Here is a 23,348-nt window from a genome sequence, read left to right as displayed (position 1 = left end):
TTTTCTGAAGCTTAATGATTAATAGGGAGTTGCATATGGTTGAATCTGACTGTGAGCGGTTAATACAATCGTTATATACTGCTTTAGTTCAGCCTGCTGGTTTTAAACCATTTTTAAAGCAATTCGTTCAGCGTTGTAATCTACTTTCCGCTGCCATTGTGGTGTTTAATGAGTCGCTAGAAAGGGAAAATATTATCTGGATGGAGGGGTTGGATATTAGCGATGCATCACTTTTTTTGCAGCAGAATAGCAAGAAAGATCCTTTGATTATGCGTTTGAGTGAAGCGTTGCCTGGTGAGTTGATTACCATGGGGGATTGTGACGCAGAGTTAATGCTACAAGTAAATCCAGATTTTTTTCAGCGTTTAAATAGGGATCTTGATATTTATTATGCTGGTGGAAGCGTGTTGAGTTATGAGTCTGAATCGAGCTGCCAGTTCTTTTTTCATCGAAGTAAAAATCAAGGTGAATTTTCATTGCAGGAGAATCGCTTTATAGAAAGAATCATTCCACACATTCAACATTCAATGCAGCTTTACCAACTTAAATTGAAATATGATCAACCACATTTGATAAGAAAATTATTATTCAATCAAATTCAGTTACCTGTTATTTTATTGGATGAGCAAGGTTATGTGGCTGATTGTAATCAACAAGCAGAACAGTTTTTATCTTCGCATAACTATTTAAAGAAAGTTAATCAGACCTTGCATTGGATAAATGTTAAAATTAATCAGCGTATTCAGCGTGCAATACAAAGATGTTTACAACAAAACTCAATCTGTAATATTCAACTATCTGGTGATGATGCAATCCCTACCACATTAACATTTGCACCTTTGTTTCATAAACAAGGCCGCCATGCTGGTGTTGCACTTTTCATTTACCATCGACATCTTCCCTGTGTGAATAGGGAGCTGTTATCTCAATTATATAATTTATCAACCAAAGAAAGTCTAATTTGTAGTGAGTTGGTAAATGGTCACTCACTATTGGAGGTTGCGAAAATAGCTAACTTAAGTTATGAAACCGTTAGGAGCTATTTAAAAACAATAATGAAAAAAACAGCAACGAAGCGGCAGAGTGAGTTAGTTGTCAAGGTGATGACCAGTCCGGCTTGCAACATTATGCACAAAGAGCAATTGGTCATATAGATGAATGGCATTAGCTGTAATGGCGGTGTCTCTTATATGCCTTTTGTTGTTTTTTATGCTGGGGGTGAGAATGGGGATGTTGGTTCTGTTCTTTATTCTAACCGGTATCAATTACAGTCCCCGCGTGATGTGTTTAAGCTACGCTTGTGCACATTTATGGCGGGGATTGTTATCAATGAGCGTAGTCCGTTAAGCACTCGATCATTTAATGTGACGAACTATTAGAAATGTGCTTCCAGACCGATAAATGGCCCCTTATTTTCTTGTTTAAAGCGGTCTATTTTTGCCTCTTGGTAGCGGTAACCTGCTCGTAGGGAAAAATTTAATAACGCAGAATTCGGATTGAATGTATAAGCAAGGCCAATTTCTGCGTCTGTTGCATCATCATCGTTGATAGAGCCGCTAATAACTTCAGTGAATGCATGCATAGCAATACCTGGGATATGCACTTTTGCAGCACCGTAAGCTTGCCCTAAATTTGTGCTTAAATTGTCGTAGTCTGTTTCAACACGGGTGTATGCCAGACCAAAGTCCAACTCAAACAAGCTGTTATCAAGTAGTTGGTAATACAAAATGGCATTCTTTGATGAACTGTCAATGTTCTTCGAGTCTGCACTGTGTTCACCACTTAAGTCTGAGTATTTGATTTTTGCATTGGGGACGAGTGGAATAAAGTGCTCAAATGCGAGATACCCCGAAAAGTTATTCGTGTCATCAAATCCATCCGTATAGCCATTGGCTGTATGATTGGTTTTTGTTTTGCGGTAATCAACACCTGCATATACGCCTAAGAAATCAGCCATAGTTGGCATGCTTATAAGGCCAGCCACAACGGCTGCGCAGATCTGTTTTTTCATTGTTAATCCTATTGATTGTAATTATTAATTGGTTTTATTTTTATGCATTACAGTTTTTTTGATCGGTGCGTTAATCGTCATCTCTTCACCATTATCAAATAACAATTTCACTATAACAGACTTATTCTCTTTCAGGTCCTCTTTTAAGCCAATAAACATTATATGCAAACCACCAGGTTGTAGTATTGCTTGCTGCTTCGCTGGGACTTCAATTTTTGCAACCTGACGCATTTTCATTAACCCATCTTGCATTATATGGGTGTGTAATTCGACGCGTTCAGCAATATCAGAGCTAGCTGAAACAAGATTGATGTTTTGTTCGCTACTATTGCTTATCACCATAAAAGCTGCACTATTTTGTGCGTGTGGTGGTGTTGCTCTGACGTAGGCGTTGTCGACAGTCAGTGTATTTGCAAGCAGAGTGTTACTGAGCAGTAAGCTCGCTAGTATCAGTGCGTAATTAAAAATTTTCATGGTTGATCCCGTTCCTTGTTGAAAAAGAGGTAATAGATAATCATTGCTAAAATAATCCAAAATGCAAATTTAAAGATAAATGCAATCGTATTCAACAAGATAAAGCTCAAAATGATAATAGCCCCGATACAGATTAAGCTAATAGTTGATAAACCAAACATAAATAGAATAAATGCAGAGAGTAATAATGCACCTAACTCGAACATAACCGCTCCTAGTAGAAATAAAAAATGCAAAGCCAGAATTCTGAGCTTTGCATTTTATAGGGTAATCAGTTTTACCATTTAACCGCGTAGTGCTTTTTCACCGCGTGCGATACCACAGACACCAGAGCGAACAACCTCAACAATTTCACAGGTATCTTCAAGTGTTGCAATAAATGCATCAAGCTTAGAACAAGTACCACTTAGTTGGATGGTGTAAAGGTTTTGTGTGATATCAACAATTTGGCCACGATAGATATCGGCACAACGTTTTATCTCTTCACGAGTATCATTTAATGTGCGAACTTTTACTAATAAAAGTTCACGTTCAACATGTGGGCCTTCAGTTAATTCCGATACGCGCAAGACATCGACCAATTTATGTAATTGTTTCATCATCTGTTCAAGACGTGCTACATCGGACACTTCCGTGGTGATAGTCATGCGTGATAACGTTTTATCATTGGTTGGTGACACCGTTAATGATTCAATGTTATAACCGCGCTGTGAAAAAAGCCCAACAACGCGAGAAAGTGCACCTGATTCATTTTCAAGTAATACAGAAATAATACTACGCATTAGTTTGCTCCGTTTTGCTTAAATACATATCTTCCATGCTACCGAACTTAATTTGCATTGGGTAAACGTGCTCCTCTGGATCAATCATGACATCAATAAACACGACGCGATCCTTGAGTTCAAATGCACGTTCAAGCGCAGGCTCAAGTTCATCAAGAGTATCAACTTTGATACCAACATGGTTATAAGCTTCAGATAATTTAACAAAATCAGGAACACTATCCATATAGGAGTGAGACTGACGGCCACCGTAGAACATTTTCTGCCACTGTTTTACCATCCCCAAAGAGCGATTATTTAGTAGGACAATAACAACGGGGATGTTGTATTGCATACAGGTTGAAAGCTCTTGGATATTCATTTGAATTGAACCGTCACCAGTCACACAAACAACGGGACGATCTGGATAAGCAATTTTACAGCCGATAGCAGCAGGTAGACCGAAGCCCATTGTGCCTAAGCCACCCGAGTTAATCCATTGACGCGGCTCTTTGAAGGGGTAGTAAAGCGCTGCGAACATTTGGTGTTGGCCTACATCAGAGGTGACAATGGCATCCCCATTGGTAACTTTGTATAAACTTTCAATTACCTGTTGTGGCTTAATGTGGCTATTCGATGTTTTGTAAGCAAGGCAGTTTTTAGCGCGCCAAATATTAATTTTATCCCACCACTGTGCTATTTTTTCTGCGTCATTTGTTTCCTGCGTGACTAGTAGCAAATCAAGCATTTGCTGTAAAACAATCTCTATAGAACCAACGATAGGCAGGTCAACATGAATATTTTTTGAAATTGAAGTTGGATCAATATCAATTTGCATAATTTTAGCGTTTGGACAAAATTTTTCGACATTATTGGTAACACGATCATCAAAACGCGCGCCTAATGCAAAAATAAGATCTGCATTGTGCATGGTTAGATTGGCTTCATAGGTGCCATGCATACCCAGCATACCGATATTTTGTTTATGTTGCCCTGGAAATGCCCCTAACCCCATTAACGTATTGGTTACGGGTAAGTTTAATTTTTCAGCCAGTTCAATGATTTGTTTAGATGCATTACATGCAATGGCACCACCACCAACATAAAGTACAGGCCTTTTAGCTTTGAGTAATGCGTTTAAGGCGCGTTTTATTTGCCCTTTATGACCACTAAAGGTTGGGTTATACGAGCGTAAACTGACACTTTTTGGGTATTCATAGGGAAATTTATTCAGTGGGTTTTGCACATCTTTTGGTAAATCGACAACAACGGGACCTGGTCGTCCAGTTGATGCAAGATAGAATGCTTTTTTGATGGCAATGGGTATTTCTTCTGCTGTGCGGCATAAGAAACTGTGTTTTACGACTGGGCGAGAAACCCCAATCATATCCGTTTCTTGGAATGCATCATCACCAATCCAATTGGTGGGTACTTGTCCTGAAAGTACCACTAATGGAATAGAGTCCATATAAGCTGTTGCAATGCCTGTAATACAGTTTGTCGCACCTGGTCCTGCTGTTACCAGAACGGTGCCTACTTTGCCCGTCGCTCTTGAATAAGCATCTGCCATGTGTACGGCTGCTTGTTCATGACGAACTAAATAGTGTTCAATATCGCTACATTGAAAAATAGCGTCGTAGATATCTAATACGGAACCGCCAGGATAACCGAAAATATGCTCTATACCTTCATCCTGTAGTGATCGGACAACCATTTCAGCGCCAGATAACATCTCCATAACTTTCTCCTAATATACAATTGGTAAATTGCGTCGCTTCTAACCTGTATCGGGTTAGGGCGAACCTTGTTATACGAACGTTGTACTTTACGGCAATGAAAAAAAATTGCATCCCCGCGTTGATAAAAAAACAGGAAATTTATTGGTTTTTATCCACTTTACGCTCGTTGAGCCAAAAAATGGCGGTTAATGGCAGAAAAAGATAGTGAACAAATTTACTTATTTTCTTTATGCTCTATATATTTCAGCGGATATTGGTTAAAATTCGGCTCTTTTCGTCAGCAATCAATAGAGATTTTTAATGTTTGAAGTCAATCCCATTTTAAATAAAGTAAAAGACCTAAATGAGCGAGCTAATTTGCTCCGGGGGTATCTTTGACTACGATGCTAAATTAGAGCGTTTAGAAGAGGTTACCCGTGAGTTAGAATCACCCGATGTATGGAATGACCCAGATCGAGCCCAGGCATTAGGCAAAGAGCGTAGTTCACTGGAATTAGTGGTGGAAACGATTGATGAATTGGCCACTGGCACGGAAGAAATTGAAATGCTAGTTGAAATGGCCGTTGAGGAGTCTGATCAAGATAGTTTTGATGAAGCGCAAAGCCAAACGGATGAATTAGAAAAAAAATTAGAGATGCTTGAGTTTCGTCGTATGTTTTCAGGAAAACACGATGCAAGTTCATGCTATTTGGATATTCAATCAGGCTCTGGTGGCACTGAAGCGCAAGATTGGGCAAATATATTATTGCGCATGTATTTGCGTTGGGGTGAAGCTCACGGTTATAAAACCGAATTAATGGAAGTTTCTCCTGGGGATGTCGCGGGTATAAAAGGGGCAACGATCCGTTTTGCTGGCGAATATGCTTTTGGTTGGTTGCGAACTGAAACTGGGGTTCACCGTCTTGTTCGTAAATCGCCCTTTGACTCAACGGGACGTCGTCATACATCATTCGCATCAGCCTTTATTTATCCTGAAATTGATGACGATATTGATATTCAGATTAATCCCGCGGAATTACGTATTGATGTATATCGTGCATCAGGTGCAGGTGGACAGCATGTTAACACCACTGAATCAGCGGTACGTATTACTCATGTGCCAACCAATATAGTGGTGCAGTGTCAAAATGACCGTTCGCAACATAAAAATAAAGATCAAGCAATGAAGCAGTTAAAAGCTAAGTTGTATGAATATGAACTGCAAAAGCAGAATGCACAAAAACAGGCGAGTGAAGATAATAAATCGGACATCGGTTGGGGAAGTCAAATTCGTTCATACGTTTTAGATGATGCGCGCATTAAAGATTTGCGAACCGGTGTTGAAAGCCGCAATACTCAAGCGGTACTCGATGGCGGTTTGGATAAATTTATTGAAGCGAGCCTGAAATCAGGTTTGTAATAAAATTTTTAAAAGATTAATAACAGGAATTATCATGTCAGAGCAAATAAAAGAAGAAGCACCACAAGAAGAGTTAAATGAAATACTGGCACAGCGTTTAGCTAAATTGAATGCGATGCGCGAAAAAGGCCAAGCATTTCCAAATGACTTCCGTCGTGCCAATATCTCCGATCAATTACATCAGTTATATGAAGCGAAAAGCAAAGAAGAGTTAGAGGAGCTTGCCGTTGAGGTGAGTGTTGCTGGTCGCATGATGACTCGTCGTATCATGGGTAAAGCAAGTTTTGCGACAATCCAAGATATGGGGGGACGCGTACAGGTTTATGTTGCTCGTGATAACCTAGCAGAAGGTTTCTATAACGAAGAGTTTAAAAAATGGGACTTAGGCGATATCGTCGGCGCTAAAGGTGTTTTATTTAAAACGCAAACCAACGAGTTAAGTATTAAAGTCAGTGAAATTCGCATTTTAACCAAAGCATTGCGTCCATTACCTGATAAATTTCATGGGCTTTCTGATACCGAAGCGTGTTACCGCCAACGTTACCTTGATTTAATTGCTAACGAAGCGTCACGTAAGACGTTTATTTTACGTAATAAAATCATTACCGCTATTCGCCATTATTTAACCGATCGTGATTTCATGGAAGTGGAAACACCGATGTTACAAGCGATACCTGGTGGGGCAACCGCTCGTCCATTTGAAACATTCCACAATGCTTTAGATTTACCTATGTATTTACGTATCGCGCCTGAGCTAAATCTTAAACGTTTAGTTGTTGGTGGATTTGAGCGTGTTTTCGAAATAAACCGTAGCTTCCGTAACGAAGGGGTTTCTACTCGTCATAACCCTGAATTTACCATGATTGAGTTTTATCAAGCCTATGCCGATTACATTGACTTAATGAATTTGACGGAAGATATGCTGCGCACTATTACTGAAAATGTATTAGGTTCGAGTATCGTTAAATACGGTGAGCAAGAGTTTGATTTTGGTGCTCCTTTTGTGCGCATGACCATGAAAGAGGCGGTACTAAAATATAACGAGGGTATAGAAGCAAGCGAACTTGACTCAATGGCTGGGCTTAAAGCGGTGGCTGAGCGTTTACATGTTAACCTGAAAGAGGGGTGGGGTGAAGGTCGTGTGTTAACTGAGATTTTTGAAGAGTCTGCTGAACATCAATTGTTACAACCGACTTTCATTACTGCCTATCCAGCAGAGACGTCTCCTTTAGCGCGTCGTAACGATGATGACCCAACTGTAACTGACCGTTTTGAGTTCTTTGTTGGTGGTCGTGAGCTAGCGAATGGTTTCTCTGAGTTAAATGATGCACAGGATCAAGCGGAACGCTTTATGGATCAAGTGGCACAGAAAGAGTCGGGTGATGATGAAGCAATGTTCTATGATGCCGATTATATAACTGCACTTGAGCATGGTTTACCACCAACAGCGGGTGAAGGTATCGGTATTGACCGTCTAGTTATGTTGTTCACTGACAGCCATACTATTCGTGATGTATTACTGTTCCCACACATGCGCCCACAAGCTAAATAAACCTAACCGAGAGGTTGGATATGAAAAGCCTCGCTAATTAGCGGGGCTTTTTTTACTTAGCAATCTATGGCTTGGATTCTATGAAGGCATCTTCGATAAACATTGTATGGTTAAAAGCCAAGCTTCTCTTGAATCTGTTCAATAAAATAGCTTAACCCTTGCTGATCTAATTCGCTGAATCGGTTTATAATTGGGCTATCGATATCTAGCACGGCAACCGCGATGCCATCGACACAAATCGGCAGCACAATTTCAGATTGGCTCGCGCTATCACAGGCGATATGGCCTTCAAATTGATGCACATCGGCAATGCGCTGAATTTGGTTATCTGAAAATGCTTTCCCACATACCCCTTTATTTAAAGGAATGCGTATACAGGCAACCTTGCCTTGAAATGGACCTAATACAAGTTGACTCTCTTTTAGCAGATAAAAACCAACCCAATTGATGTTATCTAAATTCATATTGAGTAGGGCGCTAATATTGGCAAGATTGGCGATTAAATCCGCTTCATTTTCAATAATAGATAGCGCTTGTGTAGTGAGTAATTGGTACTGTTCTAAGGTTTTCATTATTTATCTTTTAAGTTGTTAAATAGATCTCTAGTGATGCTTTGAGTGGTATAGGGCTGACTAGATTGCCACTTTATTTCTACCTGTTTCCTTGCCTTTATATAAGGCAAGATCTGCACGTTTGAATGTTGTATCAAAAGATTCACCATATTGCGCTTCAGCTAAACCAATTGTTGCGGTTATGTGAATATCATGACCAGACATTTTTATGGTTGTTTGCTGAATCATATTGCGTAATTTATTAGCGACCTCTGCCGCGCCAAGCAAATTTGTTTCCGGCAATAAAATAATAAACTCTTCGCCGCCCCATCGTGCCACCTTATCTTGCCCACGGATATTTTGCTTAATTATGTTAGCTGCGTTTTTTAATACTTCATCGCCGCCATCATGGCCATATTTGTCGTTAATGTTTTTGAAATGATCTAAATCTAAGATTCCTATAGAGTATGTTTTTGCACTACGTTTAAAGCGAGCTTCTTCATGTTGTATTATCTCTTGAATACCATTGCGATTTGCTACTTGAGTAAGGGGATCTGTTTGCGCTATCTTTTTTAAACGTTGGTTGGCATCGGCTAATTCCGCTGTACGCTCCTTAACTTTGGCTTCAAATCTCAATGTTAGATTTTCTAAAATTGTATTACGACGTGTCAGGCGTTTACTTAAATTTTCATTGTTTATAAAAGCGAGGTTAAATTTTACGCCAGTCATATAAGCCTGTGATAGTACATAAATTGCTAAACCTAAACTACTTAAATAACTACTAATAATAAGTTCACGGGCATATAAAATATCATTGACAACGCAGCCCCCTAAAATCATACTCGCCAGTAAGATAATGCCCGCTCCAGTTTGCTTTGCTTTACACGCTAGTACCACCACATAAAGTGCATAGACTACATAAAATAACGATAGCAGCTGCATAATAAATACGGTGAAATGATTCTGGTAAATTAAAAGCACCAGGCTTAATAATATGGCAATGAGATAGGTGCTAATAAGGAAACGTTTATTAAAATAGGCCGGAAAGCTCAAGTAATTAAAATGCATGATGAGTGGGCCAGCAATGAAAAAGGTAAGGTGCTCTACCCTATCCATTTGTAAAAAGGTTAATTCGGGCAGATAATTTAAGATGATATAGTTACCGATAAAAAATTCACGTCCCCCTAAAACAAAACATATTAGGGCAAATATCAGGGGTAATGAGTCCGTTTTTCTTAATGAAAAAAGTATCAGGTTATACAGGGCAATGGCCAATAAAAAGGCAGCTAGAAATATGCTCTTCATCGCGCTCATTTTATCATTTTGATAAATGAGCTCTGCATCGCCTATCGTTATCGGGTAGCGAATACCTCCCCAATCTGTTTCGAAATTTGCTACCTGCAGCGTAAGGTGAATAACTTCTTTCTCTGTATCTAGTTGTAAAATACGCGTTTTATAACGCGGCACTTGATCATTTTTATTTTGTGCAGCATTTCCAGATATAACAAGTAGTTGATCATCGATATATAGACGATAGGCTGAATAAATAATGGGTAAACTAATTGCCAGTGGCTGTTTATGTTTGCCCCGTGTTATCTGTAAATAGTAGGTACCAAAGCCATCTGTTTTACTTACTTGTGGCTCAAACTGAGTAAGCTTCCAGTTTGCAGGAACATTGATCGGCTTGGCTTGCGCTATATTCTCTTGTATCTCTTGATTAGTTAAAAATTGGTTATAAAAAAATAACCACTGGCCATTTAAATGAAGTGTTCGACTTTGCTTAATGGCTGAAGAGATATCGATTATACCATTTTTAGCGTGGATCTTTGTGTGGCTTAGCTGAGATTTATGCCCGCTAAATATTGTGATGACAATAATCAGGATGAAGGTAATTATCACAAAAAGGTAACGGTTGGGCATTGCTATCATTAATCCTCACCTGTTAATTAATTTTGCATATTATCATTATGTTGTTTTGGTAACAATGTAGTCGCTACGAGGAGAAGATGTTACTCATACTTTTATTGATCTAGTTTGGCTCTTGGGACTAAGCCGAGAAAAATGCCCATATATCGATATCGCCTCAGGACACTTTACCAGTTGCAAGCGTCCATAGGGAAGAAAATAGCACCAATCTGCGTTGTTATAAAATTACGATGCGGCAGACCGTGCAAACAAAAACTTCCCTATGGGGTTATTTAAATCAATTATATTTTAAATTGACTGACTAACTGTTCAAGTTTATCTCCCTCACTGGATACGTTGCGGCTGACGGCTTCTGCTTCTTTACTGCTCTGTGTGAGTATGTTGACAATGTCCTGAATCGCATTGATATTACGATTAATTTCCTCTGTCACAGAACTTTGTTCGGTCGATGCCGTGGCTATTTGTGTGGTCATATCATTAATTGAATTAATCGCAGTGGTAACTGCCCCGAGGCTTTCTGAAATCGCCTGTGATGAGTCTACTGAGCGGATGCTTCGCTCTTGGCTAAGTTCCATTGCGTTAACTGAAAGTGTCACTAAACGATGCAATTCAGAAAGCATATCATTGATCTCTAACGTACTCTCCTGCGTACGGCTAGCAAGGCTGCGTACCTCATCTGCAACAACGGCAAAGCCGCGTCCTTGCTCTCCTGCACGTGCAGCTTCGATGGCTGCATTAAGTGCTAATAGGTTCGTTTGTTCAGCGATGCTGCCAATAACGGTGAGTACGTTATTAATTTTTTTCGATTGTTCACTCAGCGAGCTCATACTCTTTGCCGCACCATTGATTTCATCGACTAAACCTGAAATTTCAAATAATGAGGTATCTACACACTCTTGAGCGCGCATCACATCTTTGGTGACATTTTGTGTTGCATCAGCCACATGATTAGTATTACTGGCTACTTCATGGGCCGTTGATGACATTTCGGTAATGGCCGATGCAACTTGCTCTGTTTCATTATTATGACTGAGTAATTGGGTGGCGATATCACTGCTCTGTTTGTACATATCATCGCCAGCTTGGTTGATTTTTATGGTGACGGCATTGATATCGCTTATTGTGTGTTGTAGTTTATCAACGAATAGATTAAATGCCCGACCGAGTTGTGCTATTTCATCTTTACCTTTGACACTAAGACGTCGCGTTAGGTCTCCTTCACCCTGTGCAATATCATTAAGGTTGTTCGCCATATTTTTGATCGGATTAACAATTCGGATTGCTGCCAGATAGATAATGATGATTGTCACGATGATTAAGGCGAGTGATATCAAGGCAAGCATCACCATTGTTTCTTGCAGGGTTTGCTTTGCCATTATCGCATATCCATCGATGACTGTTTCAATATCATCAATATAAGCGCCAGTTCCAGCATCCAGTTAGTGTTAGGGATCATGGTTGCATAGCCGAGTTTTTCAATTTGAGTCTGTGAGCCTGGCTTTTGATAAAAGTAGGAGAAATTACCATCGCCTTTTTGTGCGGCATTAAGTAAACCTACAACTATTTTAGTCCCTTTAGAGTCACTTAAGCTGAGTAGGTTTTTTCCTTCTAAGTCAGGTTTGAAAGCATGAAATATGTTATTACCCTGAGTATCGTAGATATAAAAATAGCCGGCATTACCAAAACGAAGATCACGAAGCGCTGCCTTAATGTCCCCTTTATCTCCAAGTGATTTTTGATAGCCCACTATCCCTACTGCAACTTCTGTTATCTCCTTAAGTTGTTTTTTTCTCTCTTTAATTAAGGTAGTGCGGAATGTATCAATATCATGGTTAAGAGCCTCAACATTAACGGTATAGGAGACAGAAACAACCGAAATTAGAATAATAATAAGCGGTAAAAGGGTAAGTATGAGTAATTTATTAAGTAATGTTAATTTGGACATGGCGCACTTCCTTGCTACAGAGATAATGTGTTTATTTTATCTTATTGCTAATAGCGATGAATGTGATTGGGATCTTGTCATGTAGCTATTATGCTATGCGGATGTGATGAGTGGCACGCTATTAAAAAATAATTGGATAAAAAAATACCTGCACAGGGCAGGTATTTTTATGCTTGAACGTGTTAGGAGAGATTACTCTGCTGCTACCACTTCAAGATTAACAATTGTTGATACGTCAGAGTGTACTGAAACAGCAATTTCGTATGTACCAGTGTGGCGTAAAGCGCCTTCAGGAAGACGTACTTCACTTTTAACAACAGCTACACCAGCCGCTGTGATTGCATCAGCAATATCACGCGTACCGATTGAACCGAATAATTTACCTTCATCACCAGCTTTAGATGCGATAGTAACAACTTCTAGTGCTTCTAGTGCTGCACCACGTTGTTGCGCAGCAGCAAGGTTTGCAGCTTGCTTAGCTTCTAATTCAGCACGACGTGCTTCAAAAGCTTCTAAGTTTGCTTTGTTTGCTGGTACAGCTTTTTGTTGCGGGAAAAGGAAGTTACGTGCGTAACCTGCTTTAACGTTAACTTTATCGCCTAGTTTACCAAGGTTAGCAACTGTATCTTGTAGGATAATTTCCATAATATATAGCTCCTATTTACTTGTGTAAATCTGTGTAAGGTAAAAGTGACAAGTAACGAGCACGTTTAATAGCGCGCGCTAATTGGCGTTGGTATTTTGCACTTGTGCCAGTAATACGGCTTGGTACGATTTTACCACTTTCTGTGATGTAATTTTTTAACGTAACTACGTCTTTGTAATCAATTTCGCTAACACCTTCAGCGGTGAAACGACAGAACTTACGACGGCGGAAGTAACGAGCCATGGTATTTCCTCAAATTTGTTCTATGTACTTAGCATGCAATACGAGTTTACCAAGCTTATTGGCGCTTTGGTGATAAGTGATAAAGCCACTTACTCTAATTTGCATCCCTTTCGATAATTTATGTTTCAACTGATTAGCGAGTGTTCCACTTGCTGCAACGGGCATATAGCAAAAAACGTTGCGTGGTAACTCTGCTTCTTCTTGCATTGAATTATGTTCAATCACAAAATTGCAGTGTTCAATACCTGCCGGACTTTTTTTGAATGTAGGTTTTTCTGTTACTACACCTGAAAGTCGCAAAAAGTTATCAGTCACTAAGTTACTTATGCTTAAGCGTCTGCTTCTTCAGTGTCTGCTGTGTCCGTATCGAACTCAGGGCGTGGAGCACGAGGAGCACGTTCAGAACGCTCTTCTTTTGCTTTTGCCACTACAGATGCTTCAGTAATAGGTGCTTTAGTACGCATGATCATGTTGCGGATCACTGCGTCGTTGAAACGGAAAGCAGTTTCCAAATCATCGATTACGCTTTGCTCAGCTTCAATATTCATAAGAACATAGTGTGCTTTGTGTAGCTTGTTGATTGGGTAAGCCAGTTGACGACGGCCCCAATCTTCTAGGCGATGAACAGTACCACCTGCTTCTGTAATAGATGCAGTGTAACGCTCGATCATACCATTAACTTGTTCACTCTGATCAGGGTGAACCATAAATACGATTTCATAATGACGCATATAAAAATCGCTCCTTACGGGTTAGTAGCTTCTTAATTTGGCTCAACCGTACCAATAGAAGCAAGGAACAAAAAGGGTGGTTGATTTAAGGCGACAAAGTGTACAGCTTAGCGTAATCTGGTGCAAGCTTTGATTATGCTAATTATTGATATTATCTTAACGTATTGCATCTAATTGATTAATCTCTAATATAAGTATATCTCTTTTTGGTTTTTTAACTGTTTTATTGAGTTCACCTTGTTTAATTCTCGATTTTTATTGGTTTTTACAATTTCTCTTGCGTTACTTTCTGTCGTTATCATCTCATTGGATAATGAAGATAGTAAGCTTACCTTTAGCTATTTGCCGGCACAAGAGAATGTGCGACTTGAGCAAGCTAGGCAGCCCCATGCTGAACAACTTTCGCAGCATCAACTTTCGCAGTATCAACTACAGGAAAGCTCTACGCCTCCTTCATTTTGGTCGATGGAAAGTCACATCGCTTATAATAATGCTGAACTAAAACAGCAAAAAGCGTTGCATCAGCGTTTATTAAAAAAATCTCAAAATCAAGCTGAGCAGTTAAAACAATTTATCGCAGAAAATAACGCCCTACAGGAGCAGTTACGTAAACGTGAACAAATGATACAAGAGCAGAATGCTCATCTAGAGGCTACTCGTCAGCAATATCAAGCATTGCAAGTGGAGCTCTCCGAAGCTCAAAAAATGCAAAAAGATGAAGATCTATTGATGGCACAAAATAAAGAGATGAAATTTAAAATTGATAGTCAGCCGGATATTATTAAGCGCCCTAAACATAACGAAGATAGTAGCCCTGATAAAATTCAGCAAAAAAAAGAGACCTATAACCCATTATCTGGTTCGGTTCAGTTTGGTTATAGCTATGAGCAGGACAATAATGTCAATCGTTCCCTTGATGGGCGTCTTATTGTCGATTATGAAATACGGGACAAGTATAAAATTCATAATGACCTTTATTTTGAATTTGAAGATGAAGATGGCAAAACCAAAACATCTAAACAACGTTGGCAATTGCAGGGTGATTATCATTTAGCTCCGGAAGACTTCATCTATTCTCGAAGTGATATGCAACACGGGCGTTTTTCTAGTTATAAACGTGAAGATGTATATGCAGTGGGGTATGGTCGAAAAATATTGCATAGCGATAAACATACGCTTAATGCCGAGTTTGGGCCTGGTTATAAAATAGCACAACCTAATGAGGGGGAAGATGAGATCACGATTAACGAAGCGATTATTCGTGCCTACTATTTCTATAGTTTTGTTTTCTCAGATGCATTGCAATTTTCTGCAGAAGGGGCGGTGCAAACGGGGCGAAAAAGTTCAACCTATAATTCAGTAGTAAAAGCGCAGAATAGAATTTATCAAGAGCTGTATTTGGTTTTTGACTTGGATTATACCTACACAACGACAGTGCCTGAAGATACCAAAAATCGTGAAGTGACGAGTGGATTAAAGCTCCTTTATGCATTTTAGAACGCATGCAACATTTTCATTGCACGCGTTCAAAAGGATCTTAACGGCGCTGACGAACTACTTCAAATAGACAGATGCCCGTTGCCACTGATACATTCAAACTAGAAACCGCGCCCGCCATCGGTAATTTTATCAGTTCATCACAATGTTCGCGTGTTAAACGGCGTAAACCTTTGCCTTCAGCACCCATCGCCAATGCAATACCACCAGAAAGTTTACAATCGTAGATGCTTTGTTCAGCTTCTCCAGCAGTCCCGTAAATCCAAATTCCTTTCTCTTGTAAACTGCGCATCATACGCGCGAGGTTAGTAACATGGATAAGCGGGATTGATTCGGCAGCCCCACAGGCAACTTTGCGCACAACGGGCGTTAGGCTCGCTGAATTATCTTTTGGAATAATGACCGCGTGAACGCCTGCCGCTTCAGCACTACGTAAACATGCACCAAGATTATGAGGATCGGTTACCCCATCTAAAATTAGTAGAAAGGGAGGTACATCTAACTCGTTTAAAATGGGTTCTAAATCATTATCCGTGAGTATTTTAGCTGCTTTAACGCGCGCCATGATACCTTGATGCTGCTCGCCATCGGATTTATCATCCAATGCCTTGCGTTGCATCTCCTGTATTGATACTCCCCATTCACGCGCTTTATTTAGAATTGCGTTAAGGCGTTCGTCATCACGCCCTTTGAGTGCGTATATTTCGATTACGCGCTCTGGTTGTCTTTCTAGTAACGCATCAACGGCATGCATGCCATAAATTAATTCACTTTTACTCATCGTTTTCTCTAATATTTAAATGGATTATCAGCTATTCGCCTTTTGCTTTGGCTTTATTTCGCTCGGCACGGCCGGGGCGTTTTTTCTTCGCTGTTGTTTTTTTCTTTCTCGATGTAGGGGTGTTTTTTTCACCCTGTTTTATTTTTTTCTTCTTTTTTGCCTTTGCTTTTTTCTGTTGCTCCGCGCTGTTTTGATCGATTTCACGGATCACGGGTTGATCGCTCATTTTATTTTTTTCTTTACGATTTCGGCTGTTTTTGGCACGGCGATCGATTGGGCGCTCATTCTCTCTTGCTGCCGTTGTCCGAGCTCGTTTTCGTTGTCCTGCCGCTTCTTGGTCGGCCAGTTCAAAATCGATTTTCTTATCATCTAAGTTAACCGATAATACTTTCACATCTAACACATCGCCAATACGGTAAGTGCGACCTGTACGCTCACCTTTCAAGGTTTGTTTGCCCGCATCAAAGATGTAGTAATCGGACAGTAGGCTGGTTACATGCACTAATCCATCGATATGAATATCGTTCAAACGGACAAAGAAGCCAAAATTGGTCACCGCAGCGATGGTGCCCGTCATGGTATCACCAACGTGATCTTGCATATATTCACATTTTAAGGCATCAGCAACGTCACGCGTTGCATCATCAGCACGGCGTTCGGTCATTGAGCAATGCTCACCGAGTACTCCCATCTCATCATGTTGATAATGGTAACCACCGGTATTTGTCCATTTCGATTTTTGTTGCCCATTCTCTTGCTGTGCAATTAAGTATTTAATGGCGCGATGTAAAATAAGATCTGGGTAACGACGAATTGGCGAAGTAAAGTGAGAATATTCAGCTAATGCCAGACCAAAATGACCGAGATTTTCATCTTGATAAACAGCCTGTTTCATCGACCGTAATAACATGGTTTGTAAAAGCTCACTATCTTCTCGATCCGCAAATTGTTCGGCTAGATTAGCGTAGTCGCGAGGAGCAGGGCTATCGCCACCTTCTAAACTTAACCCTAATTCCGCAAGGAAAGAGCGAAAGTTTGCTAGTTTCTCTTCACTTGGCGTTTCATGGACGCGATATAGTGCTGCGGCTTCTGCCTTTTCAATTAATAGAGCAGAGGCAACATTTGCTTGGATCATGCACTCTTCGATGATCTTATGCGCATCATTGCGAATTAAAGGCTCTATCGATTCGATTTTACGTGCTTCATTGAATATAAAGCGCACTTCTAGCGTTTCAAACTCCATGCCGCCACGAATATGACGCGCCTTTTTAAAGGCTTTGTAGAGATTTTCTAACTCTTCGAGATGGGGGACTAAAGGTTTGTAGTGGTCTCTTAACGCTTCATCACCTGCTAAAATTTTAGCAACTTTGGTATAAGTAAAGCGCGCATGCGAGTTCATCACTGCTTCATAAAATTTATAATCTTTTAGCGTGCCATCCTTCGAGATCACCATCTCACTGACCATACATAAGCGGTCAACTTGGGGATTTAATGAACATAAACCATTGGATAAGACTTCTGGCAGCATTGGGATAACTTGGTCAGGAAAATAGACCGAGTTACCACGATTAATCGCTTCTTTATCTAATAGGGTTCCGTGACGCACGTAATAGCTGACATCGGCAATCGCCACCCATAAGCGCCAACCGCCATCGGTTTCACGTTGACAGTAGACAGCGTCATCAAAGTCACGCGCATCTTCACCATCGATGGTAACCAAAGGTAGTTCACGTAAATCAACACGACCAACAATGGCATGCTCAGGGACAAATTCAGCAAACTGTTTGAGTTCTTTATCTAACCCCTTAGGCCATTCATGGGGAATATCGTGGGTACGTATTGCGATTTCCACTTCCATCCCCGGTTCCATCGCTTGTCCGAGTACTTCGGATATTTTTCCCTGAGCCGTGAAACGCGCCTTTGGACGTTGAGTTATTTCTACAACAACAATTTGCCCATGACGTGCGCCACCATTATTTTCTTTGCTGATTAAAATTTCTTGATTAATACGCGAATCATCCGGCACCACAACGGCAATACCCTCTTCGACAAAATAGCGCCCAACAATGGGTTCTTTGCGGGCATCGAGTAAGCGTACAAAGCGTGCTTCGGTACGCCCTTTGGCATCGACTTTGACAGGTTGTGCTAAAATGGTATCACCATGAAATAGAAAGCGCATTTGGTGATTAGGTAAGAAAAGGTCATCGCCACCCGCTTCGCTTTTTAGAAAACCAAAGCCATCCTTATGGCCAATCACTTTGCCTTTCACTAAATCAAGTTTTTCAGGTAACGCATAGGTGGCATTACGGCACCAAACTAATTGACCATCTCGCTCCATCGCTTTTAAACGACGGCGTAACCCTTCAGCTTCTTCCTCACTGCTTAATGAAAAAGCCTTAAAGAGGGCGTCACGAGTTATCGGCTTCGCTTGCTTTTCCATGTATTCTAAAATGAATTCACGGCTTGGAACGGGATGCTCGTAACTTTCTGATTCGCGCTCTAAATGGGGATCTATGGTCATATTGTTGCTCTCTTATAATATATTACTGAAAGTATATCCGAAAATAGCGATTGCATCTTATTAATATGGCTCAATCAGCAACTTAAGTTAAATAAAATTAAAAAAAGTAGTAAAAAGTAGTAGACAGAAAAGATAACTCCCAGTATTATCCGCGCCACGCTAAAGATGTGAGCACCCGTAGCTCAGTTGGATAGAGCGTTGCCCTCCGGAGGCAAAGGCCACAGGTTCGACTCCTGTCGGGTGCACCATATTTCGGTAGGCAGCTTGGTAGCGTAAATAAGTTTTAGTGGCGGATGTAGCTCAGTTGGTAGAGCCCCGGATTGTGATTCCGGTTGTCGCGGGTTCAATCCCCGTCATTCGCCCCATCTTTTCTCGATGTAAAACAAGATTCTCGGTGATTAGCGCAGCTTGGTAGCGCATCTCCTTGGGTTTACAAAGAGTTGGACCAGAGGGTCTGACCCGTAATATGTAAAGTCTTAAATATAGATTTTCGGTGATTAGCGCAGCTTGGTAGCGCATCTGGTTTGGGACCAGAGGGTCAGAGGTTCGAATCCTCTATCACCGACCACTTTCAGAAAGACCGCACTTGCTGCGGTTTTTTTTTCGCCTGAATTTCGTAATAGTCACAATACTTAAAGTCGCTTTGGAAGTATAAAAGTTTAGCTAGATAGTAGTGTTAGTATCACATAAAAGATTGCTCAGACATCAAGCTGTCGCTTGTTCGCTCCATCTATCACCGACCACTTTCAGAAAGACCGCACTTGTTGCGGTTTTTTTTCGCCTGAATTTCGTAATAGTCACAATACTTAAAGTCGCTTTGGAAGTATAAAAGTTTAGCTAGATAGTAGTGTTAGTATCACATAGAAGATTGCTCAGACATCAAGCTGTCGCTTGTTCGCTCCATCTATCACCGACCACTTTCAGAAAGACCGCACTTGTTGCGGTTTTTTCGTCTGCAGTTTGTCATCATTCTTTAAATATAGATGCCTTAAACAATAAATTTTTCAAGCTAAGCCGACAGTGCTTGCTCTTTTCTAGTAAACTACTGGGCGTTTTAAATATCACCTATTATGGATTACTTATTTTGCATACTCTCGCTCAGTTACGATCAGGCAAACTCACTGGTATTCAGCGTTTAACATTATCAGAACAATTAACTTCCTTCCCATTAGAGATTTTATCCTTGGCGGATAGCTTAGAGATCCTTGATTTATCGAACAATCAATTAAGTTCATTGCCCGATGAGTTAAAGCAGTTAACTAAGCTGAAAATTATTTTTGCCTCTCATAATCACTTTGAAACCCTCCCTGAGGTGCTTGGGCAATGCGAAAATTTAGAGATGGTCGGTTTCAAATCTAATAAAATCAGCGATGTACCAGAAAATGCTCTCCCACCTAAACTGCGTTGGCTTATTTTAACGGACAACCGTATTGAAATCTTGCCAAACTCTTTAGGCGAGCGACCTAGACTGCAAAAATTGGCATTGGCGGGTAATTTATTAACTCATTTACCGCACACTTTGGCTCACTCTCACAACCTAGAGTTAGTGCGAATTTCAGCGAATCGATTAACGGAATGTCCGCAGCAGTTGCTCGATTTACCAAAATTGGCATGGTTTGCCTTTTCAGGTAATCCCTTTAGCCAATCTGATCTCCGTATTGACTCTGTACCTGTTGTGCCATCAACAAGCTTTACACTATGCGAGGTATTAGGGCAGGGGGCTTCTGGTGTTATATCAAAGGCGCTTTGGAATCAGCCGCAACCAGACTTACCTGATGCTATTGCCGTTAAAGTGTTTAAAGGTGAGGTCACCAGTGATGGTTATCCGCAGGATGAATTGCAAGCGTGTTTAAAGCTGGGAAATCACGTGAATCTTGTGCGGTCATTAGCGCAGGTCGATGAAAAAGGGTATTTAGCATTAATTATGAACTTAATACCTGACCATTATCGTAACCTTGGGTTACCACCCTGCTTTAAAACCTGTACACGTGATACCTTTGCCCCTGATTTTACTTTGTCCATTGGGCAAATTGAAAAAATAGTGGCACAAATGGAAGAGGTCTTTAATCATTTACATGCCAATCAAGTTTGTCATGGGGATTTGTATGCGCACAACACGCTTTTTGATGAGCAAGCTAATATCATTTTTGGTGATTTTGGCGCGGCGACGATGTACCACATGTTAAGCTCTACAGAGCAACAGAAAATAAAGCAGATTGAGTATCGAGCCTACTGCTATTTTATTGATGATCTGCTTAGTGTTTGCGCGGAAGAAGATAAAAATAGTGTTAATTATCGACAGTTAAAGCTGAGGGTAGATTCTTAAAAATATTTTAAACGTTGAGAGGGTGAGGGATATGAGAATTGCGATTGTGGGGATTGGTGATATTGCACAGAAGGCTTATTTGCCTATCTTAACTCAGTTAAATGATGTGGAGTTGATTTTTTGCACGCGTAATAATGCGACCTTGCAAAAGCTCGCTTTGCAATACCGAGTTACAACCCTTTATCAAGATTATCGCCAACTGAGTAAGGCCAATATTGATGCAGTGATGATCCACAGCAGTACCGTTTCTCACCCTGAAATAGCGGCCTATTTTTTACAGCAGGGTATACCAACCTTTGTTGATAAACCGCTTGCAGATAACGCCTTTGACTGTGAAAAACTCTATGAGTTAGCACAAGCGAAACAAGTGCCGCTGTATATGGGGTTTAATCGCCGTTTTATTCCGCTTTATAACCGTCATTTGGGGGATCTGCAAAGCGTTAATTTGGCATCGCCTTTATTATCATTACACTGGCAAAAAAATCGCCATAATCTACCGGGAAATATTCGTGATTTTATTTTTGATGATTTTATTCATCCCTTAGATAGTGTTAATCTCGATGCTAAAAGCGACTTGCAAGGTGTTCACCTGACGAGTCAATTTAAGGGAACTCAGTTAGCTCAGTTAGCTCGGTTAGATGTGCAGTGGCAATCGAACAATACACTGTTACATGCCTCCATGAATCGTCTATACGGTATCACCTGTGAGCATGTATCAGCCAGTTTTGAAAATCGCGCTTATCAGTTTGATTCCTTTATTAGTGGAAAGTGTTTGCAAGATAAGCAAACCTCGCTCATTCAGCTTGAAGATTGGACGCCGATGTTAACCGCAAAGGGCTTCGCGGATATGATTGATGATTGGTTAAGTGTGGTGCAATCAGGAAAATTAAAACAGTCAGTGATCATCGTAATCTAAGTAGTCATCAATTAGCGGAGGCTATTTGTGGGAAAGTGCAGCAGCTTATTAAAGCTTAAATAGTGAGTTGATGGTCATTGCGTAAGTACTGACCATCAACGAGAATGATGATTAAATAAGTTGTGAAAACAGTAAGAAACCACCAAAAGAGAAACATGCTACTAATGCCGATTTACCGCCTGCTACTTGATAAGGCGCCGCGTCGGTTTTTTTGAATTTAGCAGAGCGAACTTTAACTACCATTGCCATTGGCACAAAAACCGCTAAGAATACCAGAATAATGCCCGCGTATGCTAAGACACCGATAAACTGCTCTTTTGCCCAAATGGCACCGAGCAGTGGCAATATAAAAGTAACTAAAAACGTAGCGCTTTTATTACCCTTAAATAAATCACGATTTTGATCAAATAGCGACATCGCAACGCCCATAAATGAAGTGACTATCGCAAGTGCCGTAAATAGCGTCAAAACAATGCCTAAGCTATTATATTGGGCGCTTAATATGGTGATTAATTGAGAGACGTTTGCAAAGCTGACGAGTTGTTCTGTGGGTAAATTGCCAATAACGGCAACTAACCATAACAAATAACAGATAAACGGCAGCATGGAACCGATAACGACCATATTGCGTAATTGTTGATGAGTTGCTTCACTATTGTATTTTACGACTGACGGCACCACCACCATAAAACCGAAGCTGGTAAATAGCACTGCACTATTTTTGATGAGCTCAACTTTATTGCTATTATTTTGCTGAACAAAATGACCGATTTCAATATTTGGCAACAGGTAAAGCAGTGTTATCACTAGAGTGATGATCATCGCTAAAAAGAGTACGCGATTAAGCTTATCAACACTCGCGGTACCTTTGCTAATAAAAGCAGCAGTGACCAGTGTAAAGAGCAGCTGGCTTTGCCATAGGTTAAGTTGCCAACCGAGGTGATTTAACAATTCTCTTATTAAATCACCTGCGCTAACAATGTAGGCGATCATCAAACAGATGACTAAACAATATAGTAAACCGTTAGTGATAAGTTGCCCCGGCTTGCCAAGTGTTTTTTGTGCAATACTGTTCATGCCGATGCCGCCACCACTGTGGAGCGTTGCTTCCAATAATAACAATGCGGCATAGGTTGTACCAATCCAGATGCCTAGCATTAATAGTGATCCCCAAAGCATACCAAATTGCGCTAGCACCATTGGAATGGCGAGCATACCTGCACCAAGGGCTGTACCAGCAATGAGTAACATGCCGCCTAAAAGTTTTAAATTCATACTATCTCCATAAAAATTGCTAAGCAGGTAAAATAAAAATGGACTATTAAATTA

Annotated in this window: 20 protein-coding genes, 3 tRNA genes and 1 pseudogene; 9 read left to right on the top strand and 15 right to left on the bottom strand. The window is 40.4% G+C overall.

Annotated features, from left to right (window positions below):
• Nucleotides 1-35 precede the first annotated feature (35 nt).
• Nucleotides 36-1,154, top strand: coding sequence for a helix-turn-helix transcriptional regulator (locus tag AB2N10_RS11660; RefSeq protein WP_354625413.1), 1,119 nt, complete (start codon nt 36-38; stop codon nt 1,152-1,154).
• Nucleotides 1,155-1,375: 221 nt separating this feature from the next.
• On the opposite strand, the gene AB2N10_RS11655 is transcribed toward AB2N10_RS11660, so the two are convergent.
• From AB2N10_RS11655 to AB2N10_RS11635, 5 genes are all read right to left on the bottom strand, one after another.
• Entirely contained in the window at nt 1,376-2,011 is a 636-nt protein-coding gene (locus tag AB2N10_RS11655; RefSeq protein WP_354625414.1) for a TIGR04219 family outer membrane beta-barrel protein, read from the bottom strand.
• A gap of 24 nt (nt 2,012-2,035) precedes the next feature.
• The gene (locus AB2N10_RS11650) at nt 2,036-2,485 is read right to left on the bottom strand and encodes a copper chaperone PCu(A)C (protein ID WP_354625415.1); all 450 of its coding nucleotides are present in this window, start codon (nt 2,483-2,485) and stop codon (nt 2,036-2,038) included.
• Complete coding sequence (locus AB2N10_RS11645) at nt 2,482-2,691, bottom strand: hypothetical protein (protein WP_354625416.1); 210 nt, start codon at nt 2,689-2,691, stop codon at nt 2,482-2,484. Before AB2N10_RS11645 ends, AB2N10_RS11650 begins: the two co-directional genes overlap by 4 nt.
• Nucleotides 2,692-2,769: 78 nt before the next feature.
• Nucleotides 2,770-3,267: an acetolactate synthase small subunit gene (gene ilvN / locus AB2N10_RS11640; RefSeq protein ID WP_354625417.1), complete on the bottom strand. Its 498-nt coding sequence runs from the start codon at nt 3,265-3,267 to the stop codon at nt 2,770-2,772.
• Nucleotides 3,260-4,984, bottom strand: coding sequence for an acetolactate synthase 3 large subunit (locus tag AB2N10_RS11635; RefSeq protein WP_354625418.1), 1,725 nt, complete (start codon nt 4,982-4,984; stop codon nt 3,260-3,262). Before AB2N10_RS11635 ends, ilvN begins: the two co-directional genes overlap by 8 nt.
• Nucleotides 4,985-5,285: 301 nt before the next feature.
• Between AB2N10_RS11635 and prfB the strand changes: the two genes are divergently transcribed.
• A protein-coding gene (gene prfB, locus AB2N10_RS11630) for a peptide chain release factor 2 (protein ID WP_369433873.1) occupies nt 5,286-6,384 on the top strand; the annotation gives its coding sequence in 2 pieces (ribosomal slippage) (nt 5,286-5,360 and nt 5,362-6,384; 1,098 coding nt in all).
• 34 nt (nt 6,385-6,418) lie between these two features.
• The gene (gene lysS / locus AB2N10_RS11625) at nt 6,419-7,936 is read left to right on the top strand and encodes a lysine--tRNA ligase (protein ID WP_354625419.1); all 1,518 of its coding nucleotides are present in this window, start codon (nt 6,419-6,421) and stop codon (nt 7,934-7,936) included.
• Nucleotides 7,937-8,046: 110 nt separating this feature from the next.
• Here lysS and AB2N10_RS11620 read toward each other — a convergent pair whose 3' ends face one another.
• The 7 genes and pseudogenes from AB2N10_RS11620 to rpsF form a co-directional block, all read right to left on the bottom strand.
• On the bottom strand, nt 8,047-8,508 hold the full coding sequence (locus AB2N10_RS11620) for a GAF domain-containing protein (protein ID WP_354625420.1): 462 nt from the start codon (nt 8,506-8,508) through the stop codon (nt 8,047-8,049).
• 60 nt (nt 8,509-8,568) lie between these two features.
• Entirely contained in the window at nt 8,569-10,416 is a 1,848-nt protein-coding gene (locus AB2N10_RS11615) for a diguanylate cyclase (RefSeq protein WP_354625421.1), read from the bottom strand.
• 278 nt (nt 10,417-10,694) lie between these two features.
• Nucleotides 10,695-12,358 (bottom strand): annotated as a pseudogene (locus AB2N10_RS11610) (methyl-accepting chemotaxis protein).
• A gap of 192 nt (nt 12,359-12,550) precedes the next feature.
• Nucleotides 12,551-13,003 carry a 50S ribosomal protein L9 gene (rplI, locus tag AB2N10_RS11605; protein WP_354625423.1) on the bottom strand — a complete coding sequence of 151 codons (453 nt, stop codon included), beginning with the start codon at nt 13,001-13,003 and terminating at the stop codon, nt 12,551-12,553.
• Between the two features lie 16 nt (nt 13,004-13,019).
• Nucleotides 13,020-13,247, bottom strand: coding sequence for a 30S ribosomal protein S18 (gene rpsR, locus AB2N10_RS11600; protein WP_019613652.1), 228 nt, complete (start codon nt 13,245-13,247; stop codon nt 13,020-13,022).
• A gap of 9 nt (nt 13,248-13,256) precedes the next feature.
• Entirely contained in the window at nt 13,257-13,562 is a 306-nt protein-coding gene (gene priB, locus AB2N10_RS11595) for a primosomal replication protein N (protein ID WP_354625424.1), read from the bottom strand.
• A 14-nt stretch (nt 13,563-13,576) separates the two neighbouring features.
• Nucleotides 13,577-13,978 (bottom strand): 30S ribosomal protein S6, encoded by a 402-nt coding sequence (gene rpsF / locus AB2N10_RS11590; RefSeq protein WP_354625425.1) that lies wholly within the window; start codon nt 13,976-13,978, stop codon nt 13,577-13,579.
• Nucleotides 13,979-14,215: 237 nt separating this feature from the next.
• Between rpsF and AB2N10_RS11585 the strand changes: the two genes are divergently transcribed.
• Nucleotides 14,216-15,475 (top strand): DUF481 domain-containing protein, encoded by a 1,260-nt coding sequence (locus AB2N10_RS11585; protein ID WP_369433872.1) that lies wholly within the window; start codon nt 14,216-14,218, stop codon nt 15,473-15,475.
• Between the two features lie 40 nt (nt 15,476-15,515).
• Here the strand turns inward: AB2N10_RS11585 and rlmB are convergent, their stop codons facing one another.
• A complete protein-coding gene (rlmB, locus tag AB2N10_RS11580; protein ID WP_354625426.1) occupies nt 15,516-16,256 on the bottom strand; it encodes a 23S rRNA (guanosine(2251)-2'-O)-methyltransferase RlmB in 741 nt (246 codons plus the stop codon).
• Between the two features lie 31 nt (nt 16,257-16,287).
• Nucleotides 16,288-18,777, bottom strand: a complete 2,490-nt coding sequence (rnr, locus tag AB2N10_RS11575) for a ribonuclease R (protein ID WP_354625427.1) — start codon at nt 18,775-18,777, stop codon at nt 16,288-16,290.
• A 171-nt stretch (nt 18,778-18,948) separates the two neighbouring features.
• On the opposite strand from rnr, the gene AB2N10_RS11570 reads away from it, so the two are divergent.
• From AB2N10_RS11570 to AB2N10_RS11550, 5 genes are all read left to right on the top strand, one after another.
• Nucleotides 18,949-19,025: transfer RNA gene (locus AB2N10_RS11570), tRNA-Arg, on the top strand.
• A gap of 41 nt (nt 19,026-19,066) precedes the next feature.
• Nucleotides 19,067-19,142 (top strand) — tRNA-His (locus AB2N10_RS11565).
• A 126-nt stretch (nt 19,143-19,268) separates the two neighbouring features.
• Nucleotides 19,269-19,345: transfer RNA gene (locus AB2N10_RS11560), tRNA-Pro, on the top strand.
• A gap of 516 nt (nt 19,346-19,861) precedes the next feature.
• Nucleotides 19,862-21,103, top strand: coding sequence for a leucine-rich repeat-containing protein kinase family protein (locus tag AB2N10_RS11555; protein WP_354625428.1), 1,242 nt, complete (start codon nt 19,862-19,864; stop codon nt 21,101-21,103).
• A 31-nt stretch (nt 21,104-21,134) separates the two neighbouring features.
• Nucleotides 21,135-22,019, top strand: coding sequence for a Gfo/Idh/MocA family protein (locus AB2N10_RS11550; RefSeq protein WP_369433871.1), 885 nt, complete (start codon nt 21,135-21,137; stop codon nt 22,017-22,019).
• A gap of 111 nt (nt 22,020-22,130) precedes the next feature.
• On the opposite strand, the gene AB2N10_RS11545 is transcribed toward AB2N10_RS11550, so the two are convergent.
• A complete protein-coding gene (locus AB2N10_RS11545; protein WP_354625430.1) occupies nt 22,131-23,294 on the bottom strand; it encodes an aromatic amino acid transport family protein in 1,164 nt (387 codons plus the stop codon).
• Between the last annotated feature and the right edge of the window lie 54 nt (nt 23,295-23,348).

The sequence above is a fragment of the Psychromonas sp. MME1 genome (assembly GCF_041080865.1).
Classification (GTDB): domain Bacteria; phylum Pseudomonadota; class Gammaproteobacteria; order Enterobacterales; family Psychromonadaceae; genus Psychromonas.
This window is presented reverse-complemented; position numbering and strand designations above follow the sequence as displayed.

Bases quoted from the DNA above. Each gene is read 5' to 3' on its own strand.
- AB2N10_RS11660 (WP_354625413.1), top strand. From the start codon at position 36: ATGGTTGAATCTGACTGTGAGCGGTTAATACAATCGTTATATACTGCT.
- AB2N10_RS11655 (WP_354625414.1), bottom strand. From the start codon at position 2,011: ATGAAAAAACAGATCTGCGCAGCCGTTGTGGCTGGCCTTATAAGCATG.
- AB2N10_RS11650 (WP_354625415.1), bottom strand. From the start codon at position 2,485: ATGAAAATTTTTAATTACGCACTGATACTAGCGAGCTTACTGCTCAGT.
- AB2N10_RS11645 (WP_354625416.1), bottom strand. From the start codon at position 2,691: ATGTTCGAGTTAGGTGCATTATTACTCTCTGCATTTATTCTATTTATG.
- ilvN (WP_354625417.1), bottom strand. From the start codon at position 3,267: ATGCGTAGTATTATTTCTGTATTACTTGAAAATGAATCAGGTGCACTT.
- AB2N10_RS11635 (WP_354625418.1), bottom strand. From the start codon at position 4,984: ATGGAGATGTTATCTGGCGCTGAAATGGTTGTCCGATCACTACAGGAT.
- lysS (WP_354625419.1), top strand. From the start codon at position 6,419: ATGTCAGAGCAAATAAAAGAAGAAGCACCACAAGAAGAGTTAAATGAA.
- AB2N10_RS11620 (WP_354625420.1), bottom strand. From the start codon at position 8,508: ATGAAAACCTTAGAACAGTACCAATTACTCACTACACAAGCGCTATCT.
- AB2N10_RS11615 (WP_354625421.1), bottom strand. From the start codon at position 10,416: ATGATAGCAATGCCCAACCGTTACCTTTTTGTGATAATTACCTTCATC.
- rplI (WP_354625423.1), bottom strand. From the start codon at position 13,003: ATGGAAATTATCCTACAAGATACAGTTGCTAACCTTGGTAAACTAGGC.
- rpsR (WP_019613652.1), bottom strand. From the start codon at position 13,247: ATGGCTCGTTACTTCCGCCGTCGTAAGTTCTGTCGTTTCACCGCTGAA.
- rpsF (WP_354625425.1), bottom strand. From the start codon at position 13,978: ATGCGTCATTATGAAATCGTATTTATGGTTCACCCTGATCAGAGTGAA.
- rlmB (WP_354625426.1), bottom strand. From the start codon at position 16,256: ATGAGTAAAAGTGAATTAATTTATGGCATGCATGCCGTTGATGCGTTA.
- rnr (WP_354625427.1), bottom strand. From the start codon at position 18,777: ATGACCATAGATCCCCATTTAGAGCGCGAATCAGAAAGTTACGAGCAT.
- AB2N10_RS11550 (WP_369433871.1), top strand. From the start codon at position 21,135: ATGAGAATTGCGATTGTGGGGATTGGTGATATTGCACAGAAGGCTTAT.
- AB2N10_RS11545 (WP_354625430.1), bottom strand. From the start codon at position 23,294: ATGAATTTAAAACTTTTAGGCGGCATGTTACTCATTGCTGGTACAGCC.